Origin of the sequence: Microbispora sp. CA-102843, from assembly GCF_050936215.1 — a bacterium.
Classification (GTDB): Bacteria; Actinomycetota; Actinomycetes; order Streptosporangiales; family Streptosporangiaceae; genus Microbispora.
The window spans coordinates 2,761,526-2,779,785 of sequence record NZ_JBNJNF010000001.1; the positions used below are offsets into that span (position 1 = coordinate 2,761,526).

Genomic DNA, 18,260 nt, shown 5'->3' on the forward strand with positions numbered 1-18,260 from the left:
ATGTACTGCCGCACGGATCGGCCGCCGCGACGAGGGTGGGCGCCGATCAGGGATAGGCCAGGGCGGCCTCGGCCGCGGCGAGGGCCGCCGCCCGGTCCTCGGGCACCAGGCCGATCCTCGTCCGCCGGTCCAGCAGGTCGCCGGCGTCCAGGGCGCCCTCGTGGCGCACGGCCCACACCAGTTCGGCCCGGGTGATCCCCAGCGCCACCGGCTCGGCCAGGGCCGGGTCCCCGCGCATCAGCTCGCGCACCGCCCAGGCCTCCGAGCCGTACCTGCGGGCCAGCCGCCCGGGCGTGCCCGGCCGCACCGGCCCGGCCCCGACGAGGGGCAGCCGCGCCGTACGGCTCCCGCAGGCGCGGGGGCAGGCGGCGTCGACCGCGTCCTCGGCCATCCGCCGGTAGGTGGTGAGCTTCCCGCCCACGACCGTCACGACGCCCTCCGGCGAGCGCAGCACGGCGTGGCGGCGGGACAGGTCGGCCGTCCGCCCGCCGGCGGAGTCCGGTGCGTCGACCGTGTCTGCCGTGTCGACCAGGGGCCGCAGCCCGGCGAAGGCGCCGGCGACGTCCGCGCGGGACAGCGGCCGGTCCAGCGCCGTCCCGATGACCTCGAGCAGGAACGCGACGTCGCTCTCGGGAGCCTCGGGGACGTCGGGAATCGGGCCGTCGAGCGGCTCGTCGGTCAGCCCGGCGTAGACCCGCCCGTCGGCCTGGGGGAGCACCAGCGCGAAGCGGGCGCGCTCGCCGGGGATCGGCACGTGCAGCCCCGCGCGCAGCGCGCCGAGGGCTCCGGGGCGCAGGACGAGGTGCGTGCCCCGGGAGGGACGCAGCGCCACGGACGGCGTCAGCTCTCCGGCCCACACGCCGGTCGCGTTGATCACCGCACGGGCCCGGATGTCGAACTCGTCGCCGGTCAGCTCGTCGCGCACCCGGGCCCCGTCCCCGGCGAGCGCCAGCGCCCGGCACCGGGTGAGGATCCGCGCGCCGTGGGCGGCGGCCGTACGCGCCAGCGCCACGACCAGGCGGGCGTCGTCCACCACCCGGCCGTCCCACGACAGCAGCGCCCCGCGCAGGCCGTCCGCGCGCAGCGACGGAGCGAGCGCGAGCGCCCGCTCGGCCGCGAGCCGGGAGGGGCCGGGCAGCAGGCGCCGTGGCGTGCCCGCGGCGGCCCGCAGCGCGTCGCCCAGGCGGTAGCCGGCCATGAGGGTCGTGGCCTGAGCCCGGGGGACGGCCCGCGTCAGCGGCAGCAGGTACGGGTGGGCGGCGACCAGATGGGGCGCCGTGAAGCGCAGCAGGGCGTCGCGCTCCACGGCGCTTTCCCACGCCACGCCGACCTGTCCGCTCGCGAGGTAGCGCAGCCCGCCGTGGATCAGCTTGGAGCTCCACCGGGAGGTGCCGAACGCCAGGTCGTGGGCGTCCACGGCGGCCACCGACAGCCCGCGTGAGGCGGCGTCGAGCGCGGCTCCGGCCCCCGTCGCCCCCAGACCGACCACGAGGACGTCCACGACGTCCGCACGCGCCTCGTCGAGCTCCCAGCGGCGTCTGGCCGCATTCAGTGAGGAGTTCATGTCCCCTCCACTACTTCCGCATTACCCTTGAGTAACCTACCTGGAGGCGCGACGGCTATGGAAACCCCTCTCACTCCGGCGGAACCCATGCTCTGGTCGGGCTGGGGCGATCCCGCCAAGGCCGCCGAGCTGCCCGCGCCGGTGCGCGATCTGCTGGCGGGACTCCTCGGCGTCCGGGCGCCCGCCACACCGGGGGCGACGTTCGGCGAGGTGAGGCTGCCGCAGGTGGCGCTGCCGGCGCCCGTCCTGGCCGCGCTGGCCGAGATCGTGGGGGACGAGCACGTGCGGGCCGACGACGACGCCCGCATCCGCCACACCCGGGGCAAGTCCACCCCCGACCTGCTGCTCATGCGCGCGGGGGACGGCTCGGACGCGCCCGACGCCGTCGTGCTCCCCGGCTCGCACGACGAGGTGGCCGCCGTGCTGCGCCTGTGCGCGGAGCAGCGGGTGGCCGTGGTGCCGTTCGGCGGGGGCACCTCGGTGGTCGGCGGGCTCGCGGCGGCCCGGCGAGGCTTCGCGGGCGTGGTCGCGCTCGACCTGGCCCGGCTCAACCGGCTCGTCTCGGTGGACCCCGTCTCCATGGTCGCCGAGCTGGAGCCGGGCCTGCGCGCGCCGCAGGCCGAGCAGCTCCTCACCGCGCACGGGCTGACGCTCGGGCACTTCCCCCAGTCGTACGAGTACGCGACGCTGGGCGGGTTCGCGGCGGCCCGGTCGAGCGGGCAGGCCTCGGCCGGGTACGGCAGGTTCGACGACATGGTCGTCGGCATGACCGTGGCGACGCCCCGGGGCACGCTGGAGATCGGCCGCGCGCCCAGGTCGGCCGCCGGGCCCGACCTGCGTCAGGTGTTCCTGGGCTCGGAAGGCGCCTTCGGAGTGATCACCTCGCTGCGGCTGCGCGTCCGCAGGGCCCCGGACGTCACGGCGTACGAGGGCTGGCGGTTCGCCACCTTCGCCGAGGGCACGGCCGCACTGCGGCGGCTCGCGCAGCAGGAGGGCCCGCCGCCCACGGTGCTGAGGCTGTCGGACGAGACCGAGACCATGGTCGGGCTGGCGAAGCCCACCGACCTCGGCGAGGCGGGGCGCGACTCCGGCTGCCTGCTGGTGGCGGGCTTCGAGGGTTCTCCGGGCGACGTGGCTTACCGGCGGGACCGGGCCGCCGCCGTGCTGGTCGAGGCGGGCGGCGTGCACCTCGGGCCGGAGCCGGGGGAGAAGTGGGCGCAGGGCCGGTTCTCGGCCCCCTACCTGCGCGACTCCCTGCTGGCGGCCGGGGCGACGGTGGAGACGCTGGAGACCGCCTGCTTCTGGTCGAACCTGCCGCGCCTGTACGACGCCGTGCGGCTGGCCCTGCTCGGCGCGCTCGGTTCGCCGCTGGTCATGTGCCACGTCTCCCACGTGTACGCCACGGGCGCCTCGCTGTACTTCACCGTGGTGACCGCGCAGACCGGCGATCCGCTCGGGCAGTGGGCGACGGCCAAGCGCGCGGCGAACGAGGCGATCGTGCAGGCGGGCGGCACGATCTCGCACCACCACGGCGTCGGCCGCGACCACCGCGAGGCGTACGCCGCGGAGATCGGCGACCTGGGCGGCGAGATCCTGCGCGGGATCAAGGAACGGCTCGATCCCGCCGGGATCCTCAACCCGGGTGTGCTGATCCCGTAGAAACGCCAAGATTGTTCCCATGGTCGATGTGGGCGCGGCCGCCGCGCGGGGGAAGCAGGTCTCGTCACGGGTCTCGCAGGCCGGAGCGGGCTGGGACTGCACGCAGATCGGCACGTTCGACGCGCTGCGGCCCAACCGGAACTCCTTCACCTGGCTGAACCCCGCGACGCTGTGGCGGTCCCGCAACGAGGTCCTCGCCCAGCTGTTCGGCGACCCCTCGCCACAGGTGCGCAGCCGCTGGGTGGCGGCCCAGCGCGACCGCGGCGCCGACCCAGACTTCCGCATCAGGCTCGACCTGGGGGAGGAGTTCTCGTTCCTGGTGCTCGGCGACACCGGCGAGGGCGACGCCTCGCAGTACGCGGTGGTGCCGGGGCTGCTCAAGCTCGGCGCGGACACCTCGTTCGCCGTCATCGCGAGCGACGTGATCTACCCGACCGGGTCGGGCAACGAGTACGGCGACAAGTTCTTCCGGCCGTACAAGGACTACCCGGCCCCGATCTTCGCCGTGCCCGGCAACCACGACTGGTACGACGGGCTCGGCGGCTTCATGCGGGTGTTCTGCGACGCGCACCCCCTTTCGGCCGAACGGAGAGGGTTCCGGCTGTCGCCGGACGGGCTGCGCGGGCTGCTGTGGAAGAAGCCCGAGACGATCGACGACGACGCCCTCGCCGAGGCCAGGAAGATGCGTCCCAACCCGGGCCCGGCGCTGCCGGGGCCCTACTGGGTGATCGACGCCGGCCGCCTCCTGCTCGTCGGCATCGACACCGGGATCAAGGGCACGCTCGACCGCGAGCAGGGCGAGTGGCTGCGCCGGGTCTCCGCGGACCCCCGGCCCAAGATCCTGATCACCGGCAAGCCGATCTACGTCAACAACGCCTACCACCCGTGCGAGATCGAGGGCGGCGGCACCGTGGACGACGTGGTCCGCGACCCGGCGCACAACTACGTCGCGGCCATCGGCGGCGACGTGCACAACTACCAGCGCTACCCGGTCCGGGCGGAGGGACGGCTCATCCAGTACGTCGTGTCCGGGGGCGGCGGGGCGTTCATGCACGCCACGCACACGATTCCCCGGGTGGACGCCGGTGGCGTCCACGAGGACGACTTCAAGTGCTATCCGCTGCGCGGCGACTCGCTGTCCTTCTACAGCCTGCTCTACAGCAGGAGGCTGCGGCTGCGCGGGCTCTACATCACCCCGGAGGAGGGGCTGGCCCTGATGTCGCGGCGGATCGGCAACACCCCGCCCCGGCCCACGCCCGGGGCGCCGATCGGCGCAAGGGTGAAGTGGGCGGCCCGGCTGCTCGGCGGCTGGCCGATGCCGTTCCGCCTGCCCGTGGGGCGGGTCTTCCACCGGTACATCTCCGAACTGTCCGACTGGGACACCCCGCCCTTCTTCAAGAGCTTCCTCCACCTGTCGGTCACCGGGGACACGCTCCGGGTGCGCTGCTTCGCCGCCACGGGCTGCCTGCCCCAGGAGGAGGAGCCCCCGCTGGAGGACGAGGTCGAGATCCCGCTTTGACCCCGGCGCCCCGGCGGTCCGGCGGGGGAACTGTCGGTGGCGTCTGGCACGCTGGTGGGGTGCACGTTGTGGTGGCGGCCGACGCCGAGGGGGGCGGCATCCTGAAGCCCCTCGACGGACCGGCGAGCCGGGTCTCCGATCTCGCGGCGGCCGTGCGCTCGCTGGAGGCCGCCGAGCGGCCCCGCTGGGTGTGGGCGGACGCGCGCCGCGTCTACCCGGCGCTCCTGTCCGCCGGCGTACGGCTGTCGCGCTGCCACGACGTCGCGCTGACCGAGAACCTGCTGCTGGCGGCCGACGGGCGCTACGGGGAGCCCAGACAGGTCCAGGCGGCCTACGCGCGCCTGCACGGCCTCCCGGTGCCCGACGACCCCCACGACGCGTCTGAGGCGCATCTGGCGGGCGGCACGCAGGCGAGCCTGTTCGACCCGGCGCCGCCCAGGCATGGCGTGCCCGAGGCCGACATGGTCGCCGAGGTGTTCGAGGACCAGCGCCGCCGCGTCGCGCGTACGCCCGATCCCGGGCGGTTCCGCCTGCTCGTCGCCGCCGAGGCGGCCGGTGCGCTGATCGCCGCGGAGATGGGCCACGACGGCATGCCCTGGCGCGAGAACGTCCACGACGAACTGCTGACCGATCTGCTCGGGCCCCGCCCCGCCCACGGCATGCGGCCCGCGAAGCTGCAGGCACTGGCCGACGAGGTGTCGGCCGCCATCGGCCACCTCATCAACCCCGACTCCCCGCAGCAGATCGTCCGGGCGTTCAAGACCGCGGGGATCGAGATCCCGTCCACCCGCTCCCGCGTGCTGAAGACGGTCGATCACCCGGCCGTCGCGCCGCTGCTGGCGTACAAGGAACTGGCCCGTCTGTACAGCTCCCACGGCTGGATCTGGGCCGATCAGTGGGTCAGCGGCGACCGCTTCCGGCCCGAGTACGTCGTGGGCGGGGTGGTGAGCGGCCGGTGGGCCACCAGTGGCGGCGGCGCGCTGCAGATCCCCAAGGTGATGCGCAGGGTCGTGGTGGCCGACGACGGCTGGACGCTCGTGGCCGCCGACGCCGCGCAGCTCGAACCCCGGGTGCTGGCCGCGCTGTCCGGCGACCGGGGGCTCGCGCGGGCGGCCGGGGAGATCGACCTGTACGCCGCGCTGGCCCAGGCGTTCGGCGGGGTGCGCGAGTCGGCCAAGATCGCCATGCTGTCCGCGATGTACGGCGGGACCAGCGGCGACGCCTCCAAGCTGCTGGCCGTCATGCGGCAGCGGTTCCCCAAGGCGTACGCGTTCGTGGAGGACGCGGCCCGTGCGGGGGAGGAGGGGCGGCTGGTCCGCTCGTGGCTGGGCCGCACCTGCCCGCCCCCGTCGGAGCGGTGGCGGCGCCTGGTGGCCGGTCCGGAGGGCGCCCGAGCCGCCAGGGACCGGGGAAGGTTCACCCGCAACTTCGTCGTGCAGGCCACGGCGGCCGAGTGGGCGCTGACGCTCCTCGCGGTGCTGCGCGGGATCCTGCCGGACCCGGCGCGGCTGGTGTTCTTCCAGCACGACGAGGTGATGGTGCACTGCCCGCTCGACCTGGCGGGCGAGGTCCGCGAGGCCGTGGGCCACGCGGCGGACGAGGCGACCCGGCTGCTGTTCGGCGACACCGCGGTCCGCTTCCCGATGGAGGCGGTGGCCGTCACCTGCTACGCCGACGCCAAGTGACCGAGGGCACGCTTACGGCTCAGGGAGCCGGACGTCATTTCCGGGTGATGAAAGCGGCCACCAGCAGGGCCGGCGCTCCGAAGACGGCGAGGAACACCAGGAGTGCCACGGCGGCGACGGTGCCGTTCCGGAGGTTGGCCGAGGGCGCCGCTCCGACACCGAACACGGTGTCGTCGCCGGAGCACGTCACCTTGTAGGTGTCCGTCTTCGGCGCGCGGATCTCGTAGAGCAGTCGCCACTTCACGGCGCCCGTGGCGAACGGCCGGTAGCTCGTCGCCGGCCGGGCGAGCCTGGCGTTCCGCCCACGGCCGTTCTCGACCTCGCAGCGCGGATCGGGTGACGCGTCGGAGATGTAGATCGCCGGCTTCAGCGCGGGATTCAGCGCGACGGTCAGCGGAGAACCGTCGCCGGAAATCCGTCTCGGCGTGGCGGAGATGCCCATGCCGACCTCGCACACGGCGGCGACGGCCATGAGGAGCCCGCAGAGGACCGCCCAGGCGCGCGTGGTCCGCCGCAGCCAGGCGGGGTACCGCCTGGGCTTTGGCCCGGGTGCGGGACGCGCCGGCGGCCCGTACGGCCTCGCCGGGCGGCGCGCGGGCCCCGCCGGGTGGGGAGCGGGGTGGAAGTACGGGGGGTTCGGCGCGGGAAAGGCCGGCCGGGGTCCGGGCGTGACCACCTGAGGGCCCGGTCCTCCGCCCGCCAGGGGACCCCCGGGCGCGCCGGCCATGTACGGATGCGGCGCCCCCGGCGCTCCCGGCATCCGTGGGCCCGGCGGGCCGGACACCCCAGGGCCGGGCCCGTCGAACAGCAGCGAGCGCGGCGGCTCCGGTGACGCGGTGAAGGCGCGTGTCGGAGCGACGCGCGTACGCACCGCCTGCGCCACGGTCGGGGGAAGCCACCTGCTCTGCTGGACGGGCGAGGCGAAGTCATGGCCGTCGCCGGCCAGCTCGTTCAGCACGGCCGACACGGTCGGCCGCCCCTCGGGTTCCTTGGCCAGGCACCGCGCGACCAGCGTGCGCACCGTGGGCGGCAGCGCGTCAAGGGCGGGCTCCTCGTGCACGATGCGATACCAGAGCCCCTGCCAGGACCCCTGTCCGAACGGCCCGGTGCCCGTCGCGGCGAACGCCAGCACCAGCCCCAGGCAGAACACGTCGCTCGCCGGTCCGACCCGGGTGCCCTTGAGCTGCTCCGGGGACATGAACCCGGGGCTTCCCATGGTGATGCCGGTCTTCGTCAGCGAGCCGCCATCGGTGGCCAGGGAGATGCCGAAGTCGATGACGCGGGGGCCGTCCCCGGCCAGCAGCACGTTCGACGGCTTGAGGTCCCGGTGGACGACCCCGGCCGCGTGGATCGACTCCAGCGCCTCGGCCAGCCCCGCGGCCAGGGCCAGGACGGACTCCTCCGGCCACGGCCCGTGCTCGTCCACGGCGTCTTCCAACGACATGCCCGGCACGTACGCCGTCGCGAGCCACGGTGGTGACCCGTGTGGGTCGGCGTCGACCACTCCGGCCGTGAAGAAGCCGTTGACCTTGCGGGCCGTGGCGACCTCGCGGTCGAACCTGCGGCGGAAGTCGGGGTCGCCGGCCAACTCGGGCCGCACCACCTTCACCGCGACGGCCCGTCCGCTCCGCGAACGCCCGAGATACACGCAGCCCATCCCGCCCTCGCCCAGGCGTGCCTCGATCCGGAAGGGGCCCACCTGCCGCGGATCGCCCTCCCGCAGCGACTCGAAGGTCCGCACCGGCACTCCTTGGAACCCGGGATTCACGCGTGGTCGATCAGGACATTCTCTCCAAAGGTGCGGCGAACAGGTCGCCAGGCGCCGGTGCCGGTGCCGGTGCCGGGGTGAGGCACGCGCTGCCGCGCGACCGGCACGCCCGCGAGGCCGGCGTCCCGGTCACCTCGGCGCGGATCCGCGCCTCCGGCCCGCACCCGGATCCCCGGCGAGGTCCGGGCGTCAGGCGGGGCGGAAGGTGTTCCAGAGGGCCTGCCGCACCGGTGCGGCGGACTCGTTCCAGTCGAAGTCGGGCGAGGCGAACATGATCGCGTAGGCGCGTCCGCCCGTCTCCAGGTAGCGGATGACCGCGTGGACGGTGACCTCGCTGGTGTTGGTGTAGGTGTACTCCCAGTCGGCCGCGGGGTAGCGGTAGTTCACCTGACGCAGCTGGACCTGGGTGTAGTCGGTGAAGTCCTTGATGTCCAGGTTCTGCTCGGCGGACCGCAGCGCCGCCAGGCTGCCGTCCGGGATCCTCTTGATCGTGATGCTCTGCCCGCTGTCCTTCGGGCCCGTGAGCCTGACGGCCCCGTCGTCGGTCGCGGCGGTCCAGTCCTTCGGCACCGCCACCGACACCCCGCCCTGCGTCGCCATGCGGTAGCCCTCGGGCACGCGTACGGCCGACAGCGGGCGAGCGGTCGGCCTGGCGGTGCCGGTGGGCGCCGCGGAGGCGGCCGACCTGCCGTCCTGCTGGGAGACCACGGCCTCGTCGTCAGGGCCGCTCGGCAGCAGCACGAACACGATCGCGACGATCACCGCGACCACGGCCGCGGCGGCGACGGCGAGCAGGAGCTTCGACCGGCCCTCGCCGTCGGGGACCGCGTCGGCCCGCTCCTTGCGCCTGCGCCCCACCCCGGGCCGGTGCGGGCCCGTGGCGTCCGCGCCCGGCCCGGAGTCGCCGGGCTGCGGCGAGACGGCTTGCGGTGAAACGGCGGCCGGCTGCTGCTGGGGCGCCGCGTGCTGCCCGGGCCGGTGCGGCGGCTGCGGCGTCCCGCCCAGGTCCCCGGGCATGTCGCCGGGCGTGGGCGTCGGCCACATGGCCTCCTTCGGCCGCTCCGGCGCGTGCGTCGACCCCGAGGGGGACGACAGCGGGTCGAAGCCCGTGTCGAAGGAAGGAGTCTGCCCGAAGGCGGTCACGGGCCCGAACGCGCCCGGAGGCTCGTACGCGAGGTCGGCGGGCCGCGGCTCCCCGGCACGGGGCTCCACGGGACCGTGCTCTCCGGGACGGGGCGCGGCGACGCCGGACGGGGTCGCCCCGCCCGCGGGCAGGTTCTCGGCCGTGAGCGGCACGCGGACCGGCCCCGAGGGCGTCTCGATGATGCGCGAGGGCAGCGGCCCCGAGGGGATGTCGAGCGGCGGCAGCAACCCCGCGGGCGTGGAGTCCTGCGGGGTCGGCACCAACGTCGGCGTGCCCGCGCGGCCGGGCAGCCCGGCGCCGTGGCTGTGCAGCACCCGCTCCAGCATCTCCGCGACCTGCGCGGCCGGAAGACGGTCGGCCGGGTTCTTGCGGAGCAGGCCCTCGATGACCGGCAGCAGCGCGCCCGCCCGGCGCGGCCGGCTGGGCTCCTGCGTCAGCACCGCGCCGAGCACGGCGACCGCGTCCGGCCCCTCGTACGGCGGGCGGCCCTCCACGGCGGCGTACAGCGTCGCGCCGAAGGACCACAGGTCGGCGGCGTGGGTGATCGGGCGGCCCTGCAGGCGCTCCGGCGGGATGTAGGCGGGCGAGCCCATGAGCAGCCCGGTCTGGGTGATCGTGACGTCGCCCTCGATGGCGGCGATGCCGAAGTCGGTGAGCACCACGCGGTCGGCGGTGAGCAGCACGTTGCCGGGCTTCACGTCCCGGTGAAGGATGCCCGCGGCGTGGGCGTGACGCAGCGCGTCGAGCACCCGGATGCCGATCTCGGCGGCCTGCACGACCGGCAGCGGCCCGCTCTGCCGTACGGCCTGTTCAAGGGACCAGGCGCGGACGAGCTCCATGACGATCCACGGCCGCCCGTCCTCCTCGACGACGTCGTGGACGGTGACGATGCCGGGGTGGCTGAGCCGGGCGGCCGAGCGCGCCTCACGCAGCATGCGCCGGTGGGCGGTCTGCGCGCCGGCGTTGTCGAGCCCGAACGGCAGGAGCAGTTCCTTGACCGCGACGTCCCGGTCCAGCAGCACGTCGTGGGCGTGCCACACCATCCCCATGCCGCCGCGGCCCACCGGGGACAGCAGCCGGTAGCGCCGGCCGACGAGACGTCCCTGCCCTTCGGGGGCGCCCCCCGCGGAGACGCGGCCCACAGGTCCCTGGCCCTCTGGCATAGGGGGGACCATACCGAGCAGGCGATCGGTCGTCATAGATAAGGTCCCCAATTCACGCTCGCTCCGCAAGATCCCCCGAACGGACCGTGCGAATTGCATCGGATATCTGAGGTTGACGACGATATTACGGTCTGATGACGGTCAAAGGGAATTCACGCGTCGCCCAGGGCGTCGAGGGCGGCCGTGAAGGCCCCGGCCGGAGGGCTGACCAGACCCGCTCCCACCTGCCCGGTTCCGGCGATCCTCCCCGCGATTCCGGTGTTCACGACGGGCAGCAGACCGGTCCTGGCCACGAGGGCGACGTCGATGCCGGCCGGCGTGCCGCGGAAGCCCAGCCCCGGGATCTGGTACACCGGGTGCTCGGCCATCGTGATCTCGTACATCGAGGTCGTGGCCGCCACGGCGTCGGACACCTCGCCGCCGACGAACCGGACGATCGCGGGGGCCGCCGCCATGGCGAAGCCGCCCAGTCCCGCCGTCTCGGTGATGGTGGAGTCGCCGATGTCGGGGTTGGCGTCGTCCGGGCCGTACCCGCCGAGGTACAGGCCGTCGGGCACCCCCGCGGGGCCGGTGAACCACCGGTCGCCGAGGCCCGACACCTGTATTCCGAAATCGGTTCCATTGCGCGCCATCGCCACGACCAGGCTGGATCCAGGCACGCCGCGCGCCGCGTCGGCGCTGACTTTCGCCGCCGCCATTCCCGCGTTCAGGAAGAAATGATCATTTCCATTGATGAATCGCAGCACCTCGGCAGCGCGGTCCGGGGCCGCCTCCACGACCGCCGGCGCGATCTCGCGCACCAGCAGGGACGTCGCGGCGCGGTTGCGGTTGTGCAGTTCGTCGCCCATCTGCAGCGCCTGGGCGATGAGGGTGCGCAGGTCGAGGGGGCCGCACCGCTCCAACGCCGCCGCCAGCGCAGGCCCGAGCACCTCGCCCATCCAGCGCAGCCGCTCGATCACCTCGGGCCCGTAAGCGCCGTAGCGCAGGACCTTGCCCAGCCCCTCGTTCAGCGAGCAGTAGGCCGTGCCGCCGTGTTCGGCGTCGGCGACCTCCAGCATCCACATGGACGGGCTGACCACCCCCGCCATGGGGCCGACCGTGCGGTGGTGGTGGCAGGAGTCGAGGGTGATCCCCGCACCGGAGGCCAGGCGGTCCTCCGCCTCCTCGGGGGTGGCCGCCAGGCCCTCGAACAGCATCGCCCCGACGAGCGCCCCCCGCATGGGGCCGGAGGCGCGCTCCCAGGTGATCGGCGGACCGGCGTGGAAGAACTCCCCGGCCTCCAGGCCGAGGACCGCACGCGCCGGACGTACGCCGGTCAGCATGGGCCGGGCCGACAGCATCCTCCCGACGGCGGTGGCGTTGGCGCTCTCGCGCCGGGGGTCGGCGAGCACCCGCGCGAGGGCCGTGGAGGTGCCCGGCAGCGGCGGCCGCCAGTCGACCTCCCGCCGCGGCACGGCCTGCCGGTCCAGCGCCTCGCCCAGCACCTGCGCGCCCACGGTGATGACGCGCGGCTCGCCGTACAGCATGGAGAGGGTCATCGGGCTCCGATCCGGGTCGGCGCGGTCACGCCCGTCACCCGCCCACCAGGAGGCGGGCGTGCCGGGCGGCCGCGGCGTTGGAGGTGAAGACCGCCGCCCCGGCCTCGTTCAGCCGGGCGGCCTGGGCGCGCAGTCCCTGCGGGTCGCCGTCGGTGCCGACGACGGCCACGACCACGTCCACGCCCCTGGCCACCGCGTCGCGGATCGCGGGCGCGAGCCAGGAGGACGGGTCGGGGTCGGCGCCGTGCCCGAGCACGACGTCCATCAGCACGACGCCGGAGGCGACGCCGCGCAGCGCCTCCAGGCGCAGCGCCGGGTCGATCATGGGATGGGCCCGGCCCCGGGTGTAGGAGTCGTCGCCGAAGTCGGTGAACTCGCCGGCGCCTGCGACGAGGGCCGCCTCCGCGCACAGTGTGCCGCCGGCGTAGAGCCCCCGCAGGGCCGCCGCTTCCGGCCGGTTCGCGGGGGCGGGCCAGGAGGGCCACTCGGGCACGTCGCGGCCGAGGGCGCGCAGCACCTTCTCCGCGGCGGTGGTCAGGTCGTCCTGCCCCGGCCCGAGCAGCGCGGCGACGACCGGCGTCGCCAGGTCGAGGTCCCGCACGGCACGGGCCACCTCGGGCGCGGGGGGCTTGGAGACCAGCACGATCAGCTCGGTCGCGGGGTCCTCGTCGAGCGCGCGCAGCGCCTGCACGGCCGAGCGCCCGCCCACCTCGGCGGACAGGTCCCTGCCGCCCACGCCGAGCACGTGGGACACGCCGACGCCGGCGAGGTCGAGCAGGCTGGTCACCTGCTGGGCGCCGGTCCCCGAGGCGGCCACGACGCCGACGGGCCCGGGGCGCAGGACGTTGGCGAAGCCCAGGCCGGCCCCGCCCACGACCGCTGTGCCGCAGTCGGGCCCCATCACGAGCACGCCCTCGGCCCGTGCCCGGTCCTTGAGCAGGATCTCCTGCTCCACCGTCATGTTGTCGCTGAAGATCATCACGGAGAGCCCGGCCTCCACGGCGTCGAGCGCCTCGGCGAAGGCGTGCTCGCCCGGCACGCTCACCAGCGCCAGGCTCGCCTCGAAGGCCCGCGCCGCCGACCGGGTGGTGCGCGGCGGCGCCTCGCCCCGCGTCCCGCTCGCCGGCGCCCGTGCGGCGAGCTGTCGCTCCAGTTCGGCGGCGGCGTCCTCCAGCTCCGCCGGCGAGGCGGCCCGGACCGCCACCAGCAGGTCTCCCGGCGTCGCGGGCGGCACCGCGAAGCCGAGATCGCGGGCGAGGCCCAGGTTGAGCTCGGTGGCCATCGCGACGACGGCGACGGTCACTCCGGGCCTTTCGGTGAGCGCGCGGCTCACCCGCATCAGGGTCACAGAGTCGCGGTAGACCCCGGGGCGCACCTCGACCAGGTCGTTCACAGGGTCGGTCACTGGCCCTCCCGATGGGCGAGGACGGCGGACAGGCCGATCTGCACGCCCCACGCCAGATCGGCGCCCGAGGTGTGGCCGAGGCGGAGCAGGCGGTGCACGGCGGGCTCCAGCGGCTGGTGCCCGGCCACGCCGCGCAGCACCCCGGTGACCTCCGGGCTCACCTCGCCCCTCGCGGCGCAGTGCAGCAGGGTGGCCGAGATGGGCGTGGTCCGGGTGCGTGCGTCGTAGGTGACCGCCGCGGCGAGCCAGTCGGCCAGCCAGACGGCGCGCGGCACCCCTGCCGCCGCGCCGAGGTGCCGCAGCGCGACCAGCAGGCCGGCGAGCATGTCGTCGCCGCTCGGCGTCAGCCCCGGGCCGAGGCCGATCAGCCGCTCTGCCGCGGTGATGCTCTCCACCAGCGAACCGGCCCGGCAGCCGCGCTCGAGCAGCGCAGGGGCGCCGTCCGGGTCCAGGCCCGGCCGCCGGGGCGAGGCCGCGCGGGCACGGCCGAGCAGGCCGAGGGCGGGCGCGAGCCGTGCGGCGTCGGCGGGGCCGAGCGGGGGAGCGGGGTCCCACCAGCGGCGCACGCAGATCGACACGCCGCCGACCTCGACGGAGCCCTCGCCGACCCAGGCGTCGTCGCCCGCCGACACCCCGTCGAGGCGTTCCGGGAGCACCACGGCGTTGGGCAGGCGGGTGGCCTCGCCCGTGACCACGGCGATGACGTGCGGCTCGGTCTCGCTCCTGATCTCCAGGTAGAGCGCGAGGGGAAAGGCCGCGAGCACCCTGGCCGGGCGGCGGGGCGCCTCAAGCGCGGGCCGTAGGGCCACGCTCGCGGCGCCGCTCACGTAGGCGGGGGCCGCCGGGGGGCGGGACGGGGGCGTCGCCGCCCGCCGCCCTCTCGGGCGCGTGCCAACACTCACCGGACCTCCCGAAGCCAGTCGCTGCCGACGCTAAGGCCCGGTTTCCCCCCTCCGTACGGAGAAAGATGCCAACAGTCGGCCGAATGCTTGGCTCTTCCTGACAGGACCGGTGTCGGGCACAATCGGCCTGAGACGTCCCCGGAGCGAGCCCGACGCAGTGAGCGGAGTGGTCCGCGAGGTACGAGCGGCCCGCGTAGCGAACGAGGAGGGTGAGCGACCATGACCGGGAGCGAGCCCGACGCAGTGAGCGGAGTGGTCCGCGAGGTACGAGCGGCCCGCGTAGCGAACGAGGAGGGTGAGCGACCAATGACCCGAGGGCGTCGCGACCCCCGGTGACGGCATTCTCGGAGACGGCATTGCAGAACGACCCGGCCCCGCCCGCCATGCGCCTGGCGAGCACTGGAACGATCCTCCACGGCGTGTCGGTGGGCGAGGTGCTCGGGGTCTCGACGCTGGCGGACGCCCGCCTGATCGCCGGGCGGGGCGGCCTCGACCGCATCGTGCAGCGCCTCAACGTGATGGAGGTGCCCGACATCCTCGCCTGGGTGAAGCCGCACGAGCTGCTGCTCACCACGGGCTACCCGCTGCGCAACACGCCGCAGTCGCTCGACCGGCTCGTGGCCGACCTGGACGAGCGCGGCCTCGCCGCTTTGGCGATCAAGCTGGGCCGCTACCTGGACGAGCTCCCGGGGGAGATGGTCGAGCAGGCCGACCGGCTGGGCTTCCCGCTGATCCTGCTGCCCAACGACGTGGGCTTCGACGACATCCTCAACCAGGTGCTCACCGACATCCTCAACCGGCAGGCCGCGATCCTCGCCCGCACGGAGGAGGCGCACCGGGCGCTCGTGCAGATCGTGCTGGCCGGAGGCGGGATGCGGGAGGTCACGGCGGAGGTGGCCGGGCTGCTGCAGGTGGCCGTGGGGGCGACCGACGCCACCGGCCATCTCCTCGCGGCCGCCGGGGAGTCCGCGCAGGTGGCGCGGTTGCGGGAGATCAACGGGGCCCTCGCGCGGACGTCTGCGGCCACGCCCGCGGGCGGGGACGGGCACTACACGGCGGTGCCGATCGTCGCGGGCGGGCACCACCACGGGAGGATCGCGGCCTACAGCGCCCACGGCACGCTGACCTCCAGCGACATCGGCATCCTGGAGCGCGCCGCGACCGTCGCCGCGCTGGTGATCACCAAGCAGGAGGCGGTCACCGCCGTCGAGAGCAAGTACCGCGCCGACTTCCTGCGCGACGTGCTCACCGGCAGGGGCGGGCTGCGGGTGGCCGAGCGCGCCCAGGCGTTCGGCTGGGACCTGGAGCGACCGGTGAGCGTGCTGGTCGCCGAGATCGACCCGGACGCCGAGGAACGGCCGGTCCAGGACCGCATGCTGGCGGCGTGGCAGGCGTCGGTGCGCAAGCACGACCCGCGCGGCGCGGTCGCCGGCTTCTCCCACGAGGTCGTGGCGATCGTCGGGGCGGCGGCCGACCCGGCCAAGGTGGCCAGGGACGCGCTCGCCGCCGTCTCCGACGGCACGTTCTCCACCGGCCTCAGCCGGGTCGCCTCCGGCGTGGACGCCCTGCCCGGCGCGTACGGCCAGGCGCTGAAGGCCGCCCGGGTGGGCCGCCAGCTCCACGGGGCGGGCGCGGTCGCCCACTTCGACGAGCTGGGGGTCTACCGGTTGCTGTCACTGGTGAACGACACCGACGAGCTGCACGCCTTCGTCCGCGAGACCCTGGGCCCGCTGGCGGGCGACGACGACGCGGAGAACGCCGACCTGCGCCGCACCCTGCAGGCGCTGCTGGAGACCAACCTCAACGTCGCCGAGACCGCGCGCCGGCTGCACTTCCACTACAACACCCTGCGCTACCGCATCGGGAAGCTGGAGCGCCTGCTGGGCAACTTCACCGAGGACGCGCACCTGCGGCTCAATCTCACCCTCGCCCTGCACGTGCTGCGCATGAGGGGCATCTAGGTCGTGTCCCTTAGATCTTTCGCCTACTGCGGTCGCCCGAGGCGGCGCCTCGCCGCGTTGTCGTCGTCGCCCATAGCTCCGCTATGGGCTCCTCCGCCTTGCGACGCACCCCCTGGCCGATCCTCGCTACGGCGAGATCTGCGGGACACTCCCTGACTCCCTAAGCTGGCGGCGTGAACGACGCGAAGGCCCCAGCGATCACCTTCGAGCTGGACGGCGACTACATCCCGCTCTGCGATCTCCTCAAGTTCTGCCAGATCACCGACAGCGGCGGCGCGGCCAAGCACCTCGTCGCGGAGGGCGGGGTGCGCGTCGACGGACGCGTGGAGCTGCGCAAGGCATGCAAAATCCGGGCGGGCCAGGTCGTCACCGGCGAGGGGTACACGATCCGCGTGGTATGACGCCCCGGAGCTCGCCGCTTTGGCAGATCATGCCCATGTCTGTCGCGCACGCCAGTCCTAAAGTGCCCCAAACGGTCTAGAAGCGCCGCGGAGGGACGCCTGCGGGGTGGCCGACCGGCCCACGGCCCAGTACCAAGAGGGGCGCATATGGCTTTCAGATGGACGATGCACGGCGACGGGCGAGGGCTGGCCCCCGGGGAGGTCGTCAAACCCGACGAGAGGCTGAGCTGGCCGCGCATGGTCGGCATCGGCGCCCAGCACGTGATCGCCATGTTCGGCGCGACCTTCGTGTTCCCCCTCGTCATGGGACTGGACCCGAACACGGCCGTGATGATGTCGGGCGTCGCGACGATCCTGTTCCTGCTCTTCACCCAGGGGCGGATCCCCAGCTACCTGGGCACGTCGGCGTCGTTCGTCGGCGGCGTGGTGGCGGTGCGGGCGGCGTTCGGCGGCGACACCCCGGCGGCCGACCAGGTCGTGACCGGCGCGATCCTCGTCGCCGGCCTGGTGCTCGCCCTGTGCGGCGTGGCGATCCACGTGCTCGGCGTGCAGATCATCCACCGCGTCTTCCCGCCGGTCGTGACCGGCGCGGTGGTCATGCTGATCGGCTTCGGCCTGGCGTACGTCGTGGCCGACGTCTACTGGCCGCAGGACCCGTGGATCGCGCTGATCACGATGACCGCGACGTTCGTGTTCATCGTGCTGTTCCGCGGCTTCCTCGGCCGGATCGGCGTGCTGCTCGGGCTGGTCTTCGGGTTCGTGGTGTCCTGGCTCGCGGACAAGGTCCTCGGGAACATCACCGCTTACAACGCCGGCACCGGGAAGATCGACACGCATCCCCGGGTGAGCTTCCAGGCCGTCGCCGACGCCGACTGGATCGGGCTGCCGCACTTCCACGCGCCGTCGTTCCAGGCGTCGGCCGTGCTAGTCGTGCTGCCCGCCGTGATCGCCCTGATCGCGGAGAACGTCGGCCACGTCAAGGCCGTGGGCCAGATGACCGGCGCCGACGTCGATCCCCAGATGGGCAAGGCGATCATCGCCGACGGCGTCGGCACCGCGGTCGCGACCGCCGTCGGCGGCTCGCCCACCACGACGTACGCCGAGAACATCGGCGTCATGGCCGCCACGCGCGTCTACTCGACGGCCGCCTACTACATCGCCGCGGTCATCGCGATCCTGTTCGGCCTGTGCCCCAAGTTCGGCGCGCTGGTCGCCGCCACGCCCGGCGGCGTGCTCGGCGGCGTCACGGTCATCCTGTACGGCATGATCGGGTTGCTCGGCGCGAAGATCTGGGTGGAGAACCGGGTGGACTTCGCCGACCCGGTCAACATGGTGCCGATCGGCGCGGGGATCATCCTCGCGATCGGGCCGGTCACCCACCAGATCACCGGCGACTTCTCGCTCGCCGGGATCGCGCTCGGCACGATCGTGGTGCTCGCCGGCTATCACCTGCTCCGCGCCATCGCGGGCAGACCAGCGAAGGAGGTCACGGGTGGGGAGATCGGGCTCGAACGCGACACGGCCGTCTGAACGGCCCGCGCCGCGGATGCG

The 18,260-nt window shown here is 74.3% G+C and carries 12 protein-coding genes; 6 read left to right on the forward strand and 6 right to left on the reverse strand.

Going from position 1 to position 18,260, the window contains the following annotated elements:
- Positions 1 to 46: 46 nt before the first annotated feature.
- Positions 47 to 1,564 carry a glycerol-3-phosphate dehydrogenase/oxidase gene (locus tag ACQEVJ_RS13010; protein WP_433100543.1) on the reverse strand — a complete coding sequence of 506 codons (1,518 nt, stop codon included), beginning with the start codon at positions 1,562 to 1,564 and terminating at the stop codon, positions 47 to 49.
- A 57-nt stretch (positions 1,565 to 1,621) separates the two neighbouring features.
- On the opposite strand from ACQEVJ_RS13010, the gene ACQEVJ_RS13015 reads away from it, so the two are divergent.
- From ACQEVJ_RS13015 to ACQEVJ_RS13025, 3 genes are read left to right on the forward strand one after another with little or no spacing between them, the layout of a single operon-like run.
- Entirely contained in the window at positions 1,622 to 3,223 is a 1,602-nt protein-coding gene (locus tag ACQEVJ_RS13015) for an FAD-binding oxidoreductase (RefSeq protein ID WP_433100545.1), read from the forward strand.
- 19 nt (positions 3,224 to 3,242) lie between these two features.
- Positions 3,243 to 4,742 (forward strand): metallophosphoesterase family protein, encoded by a 1,500-nt coding sequence (locus ACQEVJ_RS13020; protein WP_433100547.1) that lies wholly within the window; start codon positions 3,243 to 3,245, stop codon positions 4,740 to 4,742.
- Between the two features lie 59 nt (positions 4,743 to 4,801).
- A complete protein-coding gene (locus ACQEVJ_RS13025) occupies positions 4,802 to 6,427 on the forward strand; it encodes a bifunctional 3'-5' exonuclease/DNA polymerase (protein WP_433100549.1) in 1,626 nt (541 codons plus the stop codon).
- Between the two features lie 34 nt (positions 6,428 to 6,461).
- Here the strand turns inward: ACQEVJ_RS13025 and ACQEVJ_RS13030 are convergent, their stop codons facing one another.
- The 5 genes from ACQEVJ_RS13030 to ACQEVJ_RS13050 all read right to left on the reverse strand — a co-directional run bounded on the left by ACQEVJ_RS13030 (position 6,462) and on the right by ACQEVJ_RS13050 (position 14,347).
- A complete protein-coding gene (locus ACQEVJ_RS13030) occupies positions 6,462 to 8,168 on the reverse strand; it encodes a protein kinase domain-containing protein (RefSeq protein ID WP_433100551.1) in 1,707 nt (568 codons plus the stop codon).
- A 216-nt stretch (positions 8,169 to 8,384) separates the two neighbouring features.
- Positions 8,385 to 10,502, reverse strand: a complete 2,118-nt coding sequence (locus tag ACQEVJ_RS13035) for a protein kinase domain-containing protein (RefSeq protein ID WP_433100553.1) — start codon at positions 10,500 to 10,502, stop codon at positions 8,385 to 8,387.
- 152 nt (positions 10,503 to 10,654) lie between these two features.
- Complete coding sequence (locus ACQEVJ_RS13040; RefSeq protein WP_433100555.1) at positions 10,655 to 12,040, reverse strand: DUF1116 domain-containing protein; 1,386 nt, start codon at positions 12,038 to 12,040, stop codon at positions 10,655 to 10,657.
- 34 nt (positions 12,041 to 12,074) lie between these two features.
- Positions 12,075 to 13,445, reverse strand: a complete 1,371-nt coding sequence (locus ACQEVJ_RS13045) for an FdrA family protein (RefSeq protein ID WP_433100557.1) — start codon at positions 13,443 to 13,445, stop codon at positions 12,075 to 12,077.
- Positions 13,442 to 14,347, reverse strand: a complete 906-nt coding sequence (locus tag ACQEVJ_RS13050; RefSeq protein WP_433100559.1) for a DUF2877 domain-containing protein — start codon at positions 14,345 to 14,347, stop codon at positions 13,442 to 13,444. The genes ACQEVJ_RS13045 and ACQEVJ_RS13050 overlap by 4 nt, the downstream gene beginning before the upstream one ends.
- Positions 14,348 to 14,730: 383 nt before the next feature.
- On the opposite strand from ACQEVJ_RS13050, the gene ACQEVJ_RS13055 reads away from it, so the two are divergent.
- From ACQEVJ_RS13055 to ACQEVJ_RS13065, 3 genes are all read left to right on the forward strand, one after another.
- A complete protein-coding gene (locus ACQEVJ_RS13055) occupies positions 14,731 to 16,308 on the forward strand; it encodes a PucR family transcriptional regulator (protein WP_433112695.1) in 1,578 nt (525 codons plus the stop codon).
- Positions 16,309 to 16,481: 173 nt separating this feature from the next.
- Positions 16,482 to 16,709 carry an RNA-binding S4 domain-containing protein gene (locus ACQEVJ_RS13060; RefSeq protein ID WP_433100561.1) on the forward strand — a complete coding sequence of 76 codons (228 nt, stop codon included), beginning with the start codon at positions 16,482 to 16,484 and terminating at the stop codon, positions 16,707 to 16,709.
- A gap of 147 nt (positions 16,710 to 16,856) precedes the next feature.
- The gene (locus ACQEVJ_RS13065) at positions 16,857 to 18,239 is read left to right on the forward strand and encodes a uracil-xanthine permease family protein (RefSeq protein ID WP_433100563.1); all 1,383 of its coding nucleotides are present in this window, start codon (positions 16,857 to 16,859) and stop codon (positions 18,237 to 18,239) included.
- The last annotated feature ends 21 nt before the right edge of the window (positions 18,240 to 18,260 follow it).